The following is a 10,341-nucleotide window of genomic DNA, read 5'->3' on the forward strand; positions in this document are numbered from 1 at the left end:
GGGTCTCACCTGACCAGCTTAGCCCGCAGGAGTCTGCGCGCCTTCCACTACAATCAACAGATTTTAAAAACAACATTGGGCTTTAACAGAGCCTAATTTTTAGCTGTCTCCAATCAACAAGTAACTAAATCAACAACAGTCATGTTTTTAGCTGAACGGCTTATAGGGCCAAATTATTCTGTTTGTCATGTGGTATATACTCATAAAGAGTATAGAAAGGAGTTCCCATTGTCCGGTATTTTTACAAAACGATTCATCATCATAACATTGATTGTCATGCTTGTAGCTGCAGCGCTTTACGTTATCCTGCCAGTATCTATTCCGCTTATTGTTGCACTGATCACAGCTCTATTTCTTGAACCAGCGGTTGTGTATTTCCAGAATAAATTCAAAATAGGTCGCCGCCTCTCTGTACTCGGCATCTTTTTATTATTTGTTTTGCTTATGGTAGTGACCGGTTACTTCCTAACCACGACGGCAGTAACAGAAGCAATAGACCTTATCGAGAACACGCCAGTATACATAAATGAAATTACGAATGCCTGGTACAAAGCAGAAAACAGTTTTGTGGAAGCAGCTAATGATCTTCCAAAGGAAGTAGTTATAGAAATAAGCGACCGGGCTGAGGAATTTTTGACTAAGCTCAAAAATGACATGATCGCCTTCATTAATATAAATAATTTGAAGGCATTACTGACCTATATCCCTAACTTTCTGATCAGTTTCCTTGTCTACTTGATTGCATTAGTGTTGTTCTTGCTTGAATTACCAGCATTAAGACAAGGGGTATACAGCCACTTAACTGAGAAAACGGCTGATAAGGTCCACTTTATGACTTCAAGGCTGTCATATGTCGTATTTGGATTTCTAAAAGCACAATTTCTGGTCAGCGTCATCATATTCATCGTATCCTTGATTGGCTTGCTCTTCATTGCGCCAGAATATGCTATTGTTATGTCTGCTATCATATGGGTGATTGATTTTATACCGCTCATCGGTTCAATCGTCATATTGGCACCATGGTCCATCTTCCACCTTGCTACAGGCAATATTGCTCTGGGAACCCAGTTGGCAGTACTGGCAGTCATTTTATTGATCATCCGCCGCACAGTGGAGCCAAAAGTAATGGGAAGCCATATCGGCCTTTCCCCACTTTCAACACTGATCGCCATGTACCTGGGCCTAAAACTGTTCGGTATTCTGGGCTTCATCATCGGTCCGCTGATCCTTATTGGATTCAACTCAGCTAAAGAAGCAGGCATTATTAAAATGAAATTTAAAATTTAGCAAAAAAACTTATGGCTTCGGTTTTGAGGTGCAAAATGTTAATTAACAACTAAATCGTTATATAATTAGCATTACAATTAACATTATTTTAGCAATAGAAAAAGCAACTGAAGACGTTCAGTTGCTTTTTTATATTTAATATTTTGGATTATTAATCTGAGTATTGATTTATAAAAAGTAAAATGTGGTAGTAGAAAAATGAAAACAAAGCTGGCACATAAAGATTTGAGAAATCTAAATCGCTATAGAACAAAAGGACAAGGATTATCCATCCAATTACACCCGAAAGAAGATAAAATATACAATGCAATATATATGCGACAAAAATAGGTTTTTTACTTTGATTAGGAATAGTATCTACCATTATTGAATAGATGATTGCACCCATAAAGATAGTGGGATACGTCATGAAAAATATTGAAATTATACTTGTAATAATGATTGGCAATACTGCTTTTATCAATCTTTTTAACACTAGAGTTTCGCTCCAATCAAAAGATAAGTGTAAATCTCTATTATTTCCCTTTCCAACTATTATAATTTTAGCATTCTTAAAAGTAATTTTATAAGATTAGTTAATGATTTGTATATCATTTTTCGCACCATATTTAGCAATACCGCATAGATTTATGCGACTCTTCCAATTGGATTGCTACCGAACCCGTTACTAAAAAAACCTGGGGGCTTTTAATAGCACCCGGGTTTATCAATATATTTCGATATAGTGGCTGAATAAATCGAAGATGAACTCATTCCCCTAAATTTTTGGCTCTAATTAAAAGAAGTCATAGAAAAAAGGCTTAAATAGAGGAATCTTTTTCTCCAAGTCCTCTACTTCCTCAAAATTGCCTCTGATCATATCCATGTCATACAACTCCAATGGCCTCTTATAGCCGAACAGCAAAGCGGTAAGGGCTTTCACATTAAGCTGCAGTCCTCTTTGCGGCGGCTTTACACAAGAACTCCCTGCTTTAACAGGATAGAATGTAACACCTTCCTCCCCTCCTATTAAAAAGGTACCGTTATTCCAAGTTGCCATAGAATCTTCTAAATGTAAAAAGACTTTATTGCCATCATCATGAAAAGGATATGACTCTATTGCTTTTTTAGCATTTACAATCCTGCCCATAAAATATGGATATACCTCTGTCTTAAGCTTAGGTATTGATAAAAAATAAGGAAAGGGTTCATGCACTGAAAGCCGCATTTCAACCCTGTCCACCATTGAATCATGCTGACAGATGAAGTTCCACAGACCAAGCCGTGCTTCATGATCTAGAGGTACGTATTCCTCGACCTTCATTACTTGATCGCTTATATCATATAAAAGATAACCTGTTGGTTCATTCTGAGAATTATAGTAGACAGCAGCAGTCTGGCTGCCATATATACTGTTCTGCCACCAGCTAAGATCCCTTTCAAGCATTGCACTGTGCCTCGCAGCATATTGATCATAAACCAATTCTATATCAGGGGAATGGGACTCTTGTTGATACCTCTTAATTTTACCTGTATAGTCCCCAATGGGTTTCAAATCGTTTTTTCCAATCTGGATAGTCCGAAAATCAGAGATGATTTCCCAGCCAAACCTTCTGTAAAAATGGATATCGAATGGGTGAAGGAATGAAACAATATGATTTTCTTCATACATCACTTCAAGTGATTTTTTCATTAGCCCGTTTACATATCCCTTGCGCCTGTGCTCTGGATAAGTTGCCACACCAGCTATCCCTCCCATTTTCCAATCCATTTTACCAAGCTTGATTCTCAAAGATAAGATATGTAACTTCGAAGCAAGCTCTTCTCCCTCAAAAATGCCAAGCAGCCTATGCTGTTTTAATTTTTCTAATCTCTTTGGAATATCTTTTTCCGGCACTTGATATTGGAATGCATACATGGATAGTTTCATCGATTGCATAAAATCTTTCTCTGATAACACTTTGATTTCCAAACTTATCTCACCCCTTATTTATCATTATTTCGGTTCAGACCCTTTAAACCCTTCAAATAAATAAAAAAACATTGCTTAACGCAATGTTTTTAAAACGAAAATTAAAATCCAAGGATGGCTTTTATAACAGAAGTAGTTTCTCCGCCTTTATAAAATACATATAGCAGCATGTAAACTGCTACTCCGGTAATCGCGGTAAAAAACCACACGATACTCGTAATTGGACCTAATTTACGGTGACGTTCAAGCTTGTTCTTATAGCCTGTGTACAAGGAGATAATTCCAAGGACAGCACCGATTGTTGCAAGTGAAATGTGAAAGATCAAGAAAATGGTGTAAAAAATCTTGATATTGTCTGGTCCTCCAAATGATGTATTACCGATAAAGATTGTCCGAGATGCGTATATAATAAAGAATATTAACGCAAATATTCCAGCCAGCATCATTGTCTTTTGGTGTTTCTCAATTTTTCTTTGTTTTATCTGGGCCCAGCCGATCGCAACAAAGATGGCACTCAAAACGATAAATGATGTGCTGATCGTTGGCAAGATTGGTAAATTCGACATGTAAATTCCCTCACAATCATTATTTCTCCATAAGATTAATTGTAGGTGACACGAGTTATTTTTTCAATCATTGATTCTAATCAATGTAAAATAAAAATGGCTTCCCCCGATTTGGAAAGCCATAATTTATTCTCGATTACTTTACTGTCTGCGGAGCACGTGCCAGATTTATAGCATCCTGCTCAGTCTGGTCCTCTTCACTTCGGAACCATTGGAAAAATGCATATCCAAGGAAGAAACCATAAACGAGTTCCTGGATGACTTTCATGATTACTCCACCCAGCCGCTGGTCTTCCAGCAACGACATAGAACTGAAGGTTTCCGGACCACTAAGATTGAGCGAAGAAAGAGTTGTTGTTGGTACACATAATTGAAGAGCCTGTGCCCATGCATTGGGATCCGAAAAAGTAGCATACATTGGAGCATCAGCAAAAATAATTAACGCACAGGCAGGAGTTATCAGCACACCATCGGCAAAGATATACCCCATCTTTTTAATGCCTGATAATGTCTGATATTCTTCCAGTTCATTTATGAGCGGCCACCACATTAGTATCGCAAAAACAAAGAGCATCGAAGTATAACCGGCATGAAGCCACATATCCGTTTTGACAAAGTCAAAAATAAGCGGAATATGATAAATCGAAAATATTCCATTAAACATGATTAAGGCAACCAGGGGGTTAGTTAAAAAACGAAACACCGGCTCAATGAATGGAAGACTTAAAAATGCCCTCCAAACCCAATTAGGCACACCAAAAATCAATAGCGGAGGTGCAATCAAATATAGGACCGACATCTGGATCATGTGCATATAAAACATGATGTGGCTCATTAAATCTACAGGTGAACCTTTTATTGAATAGAGCACTAAAATGAAGGCTGTAAAATAAGCAACCTGCTTTTTCGTAGCTGGTACTCCATCCTTAAACCGTTCGTAATATTTAAAAACAATAAGGTAGTAAGCTATTAATATTCCTGTTAGTGCAAGGAAAAAAAACGGGCTCCATAAGGCTCTGAATCCAAATATATCAAGAGTAAGCATAATCTTTTCCACCCCGTCTAAATAAAAAACTTTAATTCCATTATACTTTCATTGGAATACAACTTCAATGTATTGCGTCTTCCATTAAATGCTAGAGCAATAACATTCAAAGAAAAAATCGGCTTTTTTGGCCGATTTTTTCTTTGAATTATTCTTTTTAAAGCTTACCACCAAATAATGGTCGTAAAAGTCAGGATTGTGATTGCTCCGACAAGTACTCCGGAGTATAGGAATAATGAAACTGCTTCATGTCCTTTGTGGCTCATGTGCATGAAATAGTAAAGCTGAAAAATAACCTGAACTACTGCAAGCAGCAGAATAAATGGTACTGTAAACCAGCCTGAAAATCCTTCATATCCTACAGCAACGAAGGCAATGATTGTCAAGAAAATCATCAATGTGAAAGAAACGATTTGGTATCTCATCTCTTCGGCGCTTTTTTTGCGACGATATTCGATGTCTACTCTTGGGTTCCCTGAACTTGGTTGTTGATTCGCCATCAGATTATCCCACCATTCCCATTAGATATACTACTGTGAAGATAAATACCCATACAACGTCGATGAAGTGCCAGTAAAGGCTGGCAACATAGAACTTAGGTGCATTGTAGAGATTTAATCCACGCTTTGAGTTACGAACCATTAATGTAGTGATCCATAGTAAACCGAAAGCAACGTGACCACCATGGAAGCCTACTAATGTATAGAAGGCTGATCCAAATGCACTGCTCGTGAATGTATGGTGAAACTCATGTACATAATGATTGAACTCGTAAATTTCCAAACCAAGGAAAGCTGCTCCTAAAAGGACTGTTAATCCTAACCAAAGCTGCATTTTCTTGAAGTTGAAGTTCTTCATGTGAAACATAGCATATACACTAGTTAAAGAACTTGTAAGAAGCAGCATAGTCGCTGCAAAAGCAATCGGAATTTCGAAAAGGTCTTTTGCAAGAGCCATTTCTGCATTTGGAACTTTATCTTTTAGTGCAAGATAAGTGGCGAAGAGAGTGGCGAACAATACCGTCTCTCCCCCAAGGAAAAACCAGAAGCCCAAAAACTTGTTCTTTGCTTCGAGGGTTGCTTTTTCAGGCGCGGCAGGCCATGTTTCATAAGTGAATTTTTCTTCAGCTTGCATTATGCCTTTACCCCCTTATCATTATCTTCATCAATTAAGTCTTCTTTATGAATGTGGAATCCATGATCATCCTTAATAGAACGTACGAACATTGATCCTAAAGTTATAGCCATACCGAGAATCAGAACGAGAAGTCCCCACCCTTTTTCTGCGTGGTACGTCGCACCAAATGCAGCTACGAAAAGTCCAAATGACGTTACGAATGGAAGGAAAGAATTGTTAGGCATATGGATATCCCCTAGCGGTTCAGCAGGAGTCATGTCTTTTTTGCCTTCCATTTTTTCAAGCCAATATGCGTCCAATCCACGAACTAAAGGAAGCTGCTTAAAGTTGTAGAATGGCGGTGGTGACGGAATAGCCCACTCAAGTGTACGGCCATCGCCCCATGGGTCATTCCCAACTTTTTCGTTTTTAACGGTAGTCATGATGACGTTGATTAATAGTACGATTACTGCAACAGCCATGAAGCCTGCACCAATAGAACTAATTAGGTTGCCCATTTCAAATCCTTGTCCAGGAAGGAATGTAAAGATACGGCGTGGCATCCCCATCAAACCTAAGAAGTGCTGGATAAAGAATGTTAAATGGAATCCAATAAGGAATAACCAGAAAGTAATTTTGCCTAAAGTTTCATTTAGCATTGTTCCAAACATTTTTGGCCAGTATAGGTGTGCTCCTGCAAATAGCGCGAACACTACACCACCCACGATTACATAGTGGAAGTGAGCTACTACGAAATAGCTGTCATGATACTGATAGTCAGCTGCAGCAGATGCAAGCATAACCCCAGTTACACCACCGGCAACGAATGAAGGAATGAAAGCAACTGCCCACAGCATTGGCGTCGTGAACTTAATGCTTCCTCCCCACATAGTGAACATCCAGTTAAAGATCTTAATACCAGTTGGAACCGCAATCGCCATTGTGGCTACCGCGAAAATAGCGTTCGCAATTGGTCCTAATCCAGTTGTAAACATATGGTGAGCCCATACCATGAATCCAAGGAAACCGATCAATACGGTTGCGAATACCATGGATGAATATCCAAATAGACGTTTTCTAGAGAAAATTGAGAAAATCTCAGAGAAAATACCGAACGCTGGAAGAATCAAGATATAAACTTCAGGGTGTCCAAAAATCCAGAAAAGGTGTTCCCAGATAATTGTGTTACCACCCATCGTTGCATCGAAGAAATTAGATCCGAACATACGGTCAAAAATCATTAAGAACAATCCAACAGTTAATGGAGGGAATGCAAAAAGGATCAATGCTGATGTTACAAATGTTGCCCAAGTGAACATCGGCATGCGCATATACGTCATCCCTGGTGCACGCATGTTAATAATGGTAACCAGGAAATTAATACCACCCATTAGTGTACCCGCACCGGAAATCTGTAATCCCAATGCGTAGAAGTCAATACCGTGGCCGGAAGACGCGATTGATAGTGATGCGTATGAAGTCCAGCCTGCATCAGGAGCTCCGCCAAGGAACCATGACAGGTTCAAGAAAACTCCACCAAAGAAGAACAGCCAAAAACTTAATGCATTCATGTATGGGAACGCTACATCTCGCGCTCCAATTTGAAGTGGCATTACAGCGTTCATAAAAGCAAATATAAGCGGCATCGCTGCAAGGAAAATCATTGTTGTTCCGTGCATCGTCAGAATTTCATTATAGAATCCTGCGCTTACAAAATCATTGTTAGGTACAGCCAGCTGAATACGGATGAACAACGCTTCCAGTCCACCAACTAAAAAGAAGAATCCGCCAGCAATTAGATAAAGGATCGCGATTTTCTTATGGTCGACTGTTGTTAAGAACTCCCATATAGTAGCGCCGAATCCTTTTTTCTGAGCATAGGTACTCACAGTTTTACCTCCCTTTCAAACAAATCCCCTGTTATTTCTGGACTTTCAAGCCCATCAGATATTCTGTTAATGCTGCAATCTGTTCATCGGATAATTCACCATATGCACCAGTCATTTTGTTGCCTGGCTTGTATGCATCTGGATCCTCTAACCATTTCTTAAGGTCTGCCGGAGTATGATTAAGGACACCAGCAATACGTGAACGATCGCCAAAGTTTGTTAAGTTAGGGCCTACACGAGCTTTTTCAGGAGCAGTGTTTGCCGGAGTTACAGCATGGCAGCCAATACAGCTGTTATTGAAAATTTCTTGTCCTTCTTGTGCAGTTTGGGTTTCTGCTTTAACAGGCTCTTTAACTGTCTGCATGCCTGCTACCCATTGATCGAATTCAGCGCGTGGCAAAGCCTTAACTTTGAAGTCCATCAATGCGTGAGAAGGTCCGCAAAGCTCAGCACATTTTCCGTAGAAAAGTCCGCCAGCTTCATCAGCACCTTTGCTGTCAAATTCTAGCCAGAATTTGTTGACATTATCTGTGTTTGTATCCATTTTACCGCCAATTGATGGAATCCAGAATGAGTGTTTTACATCAGAAGCTTTAAGGTTAAAGTAAACCTTTTCATCTGTAGGGACCACTAATTCCTGGCTTGTAATAATTTTTTCATTCGGATACTCGAATTCCCACCAGTAAAGATTTGCACGGACATTAACAACAAGGACATCCGTTTTACCATCTTTGTTTTTCTTATCCATTGGTGAAACATTCGCCAAATTGAAAGTTTGTGCAACAGTTGGTACAGCAAGAATTAAAAGCAATAAGATCGGAATAACTGTCCACAGGATTTCAAGTTTGTGGTTTCCTTCAACCTGCTTTGGAATTTCACTGTCACTCTTCCTGCGGAATTTCATTACAACATAAATAAAAATGATTGTGACAACAGCAATTACTCCCACCATAATTGCCGTACTCAATAACATGAGTTCATACTGTGATTGCGCAACTTCACCTGCAGGTCTTAGTGTAGACAGGTAAGGTTCACCACAGCCGGACAAGACTAATGCTATCATTGCGAACACTGATAGCAGACGCCATTTAGCAAGCATCTTCATAGCTTAATTAAACCCCTCTTTCGTAAAAAACTTATAAATTTTGTTGTTAAAATATATGGAAAAATCCCCTCTCGTCAAAGAGAGGATCTCCTAACAAAGGTTATATTAATGTGACAATTACCATAGCGACAAACATGACTGTTAAGTATTGTAAGGAATAGATAAACATCATTTTTGCCCATTTTATATCATCCTTAAGCTTGAGACCATAGATTCCCAAAGCCAGCCAGCCAATATTCAGCACAGTAGCGAGAATGATGAATGGAATCCCAAGTGATGGAAGGAAAAATGGCAATGGCAGCAATGCAGTTACCCACAAAAAGATTGATCTCTTCGTTGCCTTGAATCCTTTTACAACAGGAAGCATTGGTATGCCAGCTGCCCGGTATTCTTCTACCCTTCTCATTGCTAGCGCATAAAAGTGAGGAGGCTGCCAAACAAATACAATGGCAAACAGCATCCAGGCCATCACATCAAGATTGGCATCCACTGCTGCCCAGCCGATTAACGGCGGGACCGCACCGGATATACTTCCGACGATCGTGTTAGAAACATACTGGCGCTTTGACCACATCGTATAAAGAACTACATAGCTGAATACGCCGATAATCCCAATAACCGCTGCTGTTAATGTAGTGGTTAATAAGAATGCCGTTCCCGCCCCAATAAGAAGGAAACTCATAAGTGCTACTTTGCCAGGCTGCACCCTGCCGGTAACAGTCGGCCTGCCCTTTGTTCTTTCCATAAGATGGTCTATGTCACGGTCAATATAGTTGTTAAGGCTGCATGAGCCCGCGACAATAAGGGATGATCCTATTAACGTAACCAGGATTAAATCAATATTATCCAGAAAATGGGCACCGCTGAAATGAAGCGCCAACCATAATCCTGTAAAAGTCGTCATCGCGTTTGAATTCACAATGCCTACTTTTATTAATGCCAGAAAGTCCTTAAGCACCGTGTTCCCCACGGCTGCAGGCTGTCCGTCCTCTAATACAGCTTCACTGAAAGCTTTTGAATTAGACATCCATATCCTCCTTCATCCCCAATAATCTGTTAAAATTGGTAAACAAATTTTAACAAAAAAAAGAAGAGTTTTTAGTGCTATATCTAACGATAGTTTCCACTAATCCCAACGTGTAAAGGCTGTTAAATGTTTGTGTAGAAAAATAACACCTACGTTGTATATTAAATCACACTTCACAACTTTTTTGTGAATTTTTTTTGAACAAAATTTGACTAATTTGTGTCTTACCGCCATTATCCATAAAGTTCTTTTCCATTGCAAGAAATAATCCTATAAAATCAAGACAAGATGATTCCACTGTCTTTCATCTTAATATATATATTTTTGGATAATATTTTCATGATAGCCATAAAGC

9 protein-coding genes are annotated in these 10,341 nt (G+C 39.2%); 1 reads left to right on the forward strand and 8 read right to left on the reverse strand.

The features are described 5' to 3' along the window. Nucleotides 1-228: 228 nt before the first annotated feature. Entirely contained in the window at nucleotides 229-1,287 is a 1,059-nt protein-coding gene (gene ytvI, locus V7201_RS20035) for a sporulation integral membrane protein YtvI (RefSeq protein WP_335378537.1), read from the forward strand. A gap of 775 nt (nucleotides 1,288-2,062) precedes the next feature. Here ytvI and V7201_RS20040 read toward each other — a convergent pair. The 8 genes from V7201_RS20040 to cyoE form a co-directional block, all read right to left on the reverse strand. Then, nucleotides 2,063-3,238: a GNAT family N-acetyltransferase gene (locus V7201_RS20040; RefSeq protein WP_335378538.1), complete on the reverse strand. Its 1,176-nt coding sequence runs from the start codon at nucleotides 3,236-3,238 to the stop codon at nucleotides 2,063-2,065. A 101-nt stretch (nucleotides 3,239-3,339) separates the two neighbouring features. After that, nucleotides 3,340-3,804, reverse strand: a complete 465-nt coding sequence (locus V7201_RS20045) for a DUF420 domain-containing protein (protein WP_335378539.1) — start codon at nucleotides 3,802-3,804, stop codon at nucleotides 3,340-3,342. 136 nt (nucleotides 3,805-3,940) lie between these two features. After that, a complete protein-coding gene (ctaG, locus tag V7201_RS20050; protein WP_335378540.1) occupies nucleotides 3,941-4,849 on the reverse strand; it encodes a cytochrome c oxidase assembly factor CtaG in 909 nt (302 codons plus the stop codon). A gap of 164 nt (nucleotides 4,850-5,013) precedes the next feature. Next, entirely contained in the window at nucleotides 5,014-5,349 is a 336-nt protein-coding gene (ctaF, locus tag V7201_RS20055; protein ID WP_335378541.1) for a cytochrome c oxidase subunit IVB, read from the reverse strand. 4 nt (nucleotides 5,350-5,353) lie between these two features. Next, nucleotides 5,354-5,983, reverse strand: coding sequence for a cytochrome (ubi)quinol oxidase subunit III (locus V7201_RS20060; RefSeq protein WP_335378542.1), 630 nt, complete (start codon nucleotides 5,981-5,983; stop codon nucleotides 5,354-5,356). Continuing rightward, on the reverse strand, nucleotides 5,983-7,854 hold the full coding sequence (ctaD, locus tag V7201_RS20065; RefSeq protein ID WP_335378543.1) for a cytochrome c oxidase subunit I: 1,872 nt from the start codon (nucleotides 7,852-7,854) through the stop codon (nucleotides 5,983-5,985). Before ctaD ends, V7201_RS20060 begins: the two co-directional genes overlap by 1 nt. 31 nt (nucleotides 7,855-7,885) lie before the next feature. Next, nucleotides 7,886-8,959, reverse strand: a complete 1,074-nt coding sequence (coxB, locus tag V7201_RS20070) for a cytochrome c oxidase subunit II (RefSeq protein WP_335378544.1) — start codon at nucleotides 8,957-8,959, stop codon at nucleotides 7,886-7,888. 100 nt (nucleotides 8,960-9,059) lie between these two features. Further along, the gene (gene cyoE, locus V7201_RS20075; protein WP_335378545.1) at nucleotides 9,060-9,986 is read right to left on the reverse strand and encodes a heme o synthase; all 927 of its coding nucleotides are present in this window, start codon (nucleotides 9,984-9,986) and stop codon (nucleotides 9,060-9,062) included. Between the last annotated feature and the right edge of the window lie 355 nt (nucleotides 9,987-10,341).

The sequence above is a fragment of the Bacillus sp. JJ1122 genome (assembly GCF_036964885.1).
Lineage (GTDB): Bacteria > Bacillota > Bacilli > Bacillales > Cytobacillaceae > Mesobacillus.

Bases quoted from the DNA above. Each gene is read 5' to 3' on its own strand.
- V7201_RS20045 (WP_335378539.1), bottom strand. From the start codon at position 3,804: ATGTCGAATTTACCAATCTTGCCAACGATCAGCACATCATTTATCGTT.
- cyoE (WP_335378545.1), bottom strand. From the start codon at position 9,986: ATGTCTAATTCAAAAGCTTTCAGTGAAGCTGTATTAGAGGACGGACAG.
- V7201_RS20060 (WP_335378542.1), bottom strand. From the start codon at position 5,983: ATGCAAGCTGAAGAAAAATTCACTTATGAAACATGGCCTGCCGCGCCT.
- ctaF (WP_335378541.1), bottom strand. From the start codon at position 5,349: ATGGCGAATCAACAACCAAGTTCAGGGAACCCAAGAGTAGACATCGAA.
- coxB (WP_335378544.1), bottom strand. From the start codon at position 8,959: ATGAAGATGCTTGCTAAATGGCGTCTGCTATCAGTGTTCGCAATGATA.
- ctaG (WP_335378540.1), bottom strand. From the start codon at position 4,849: ATGCTTACTCTTGATATATTTGGATTCAGAGCCTTATGGAGCCCGTTT.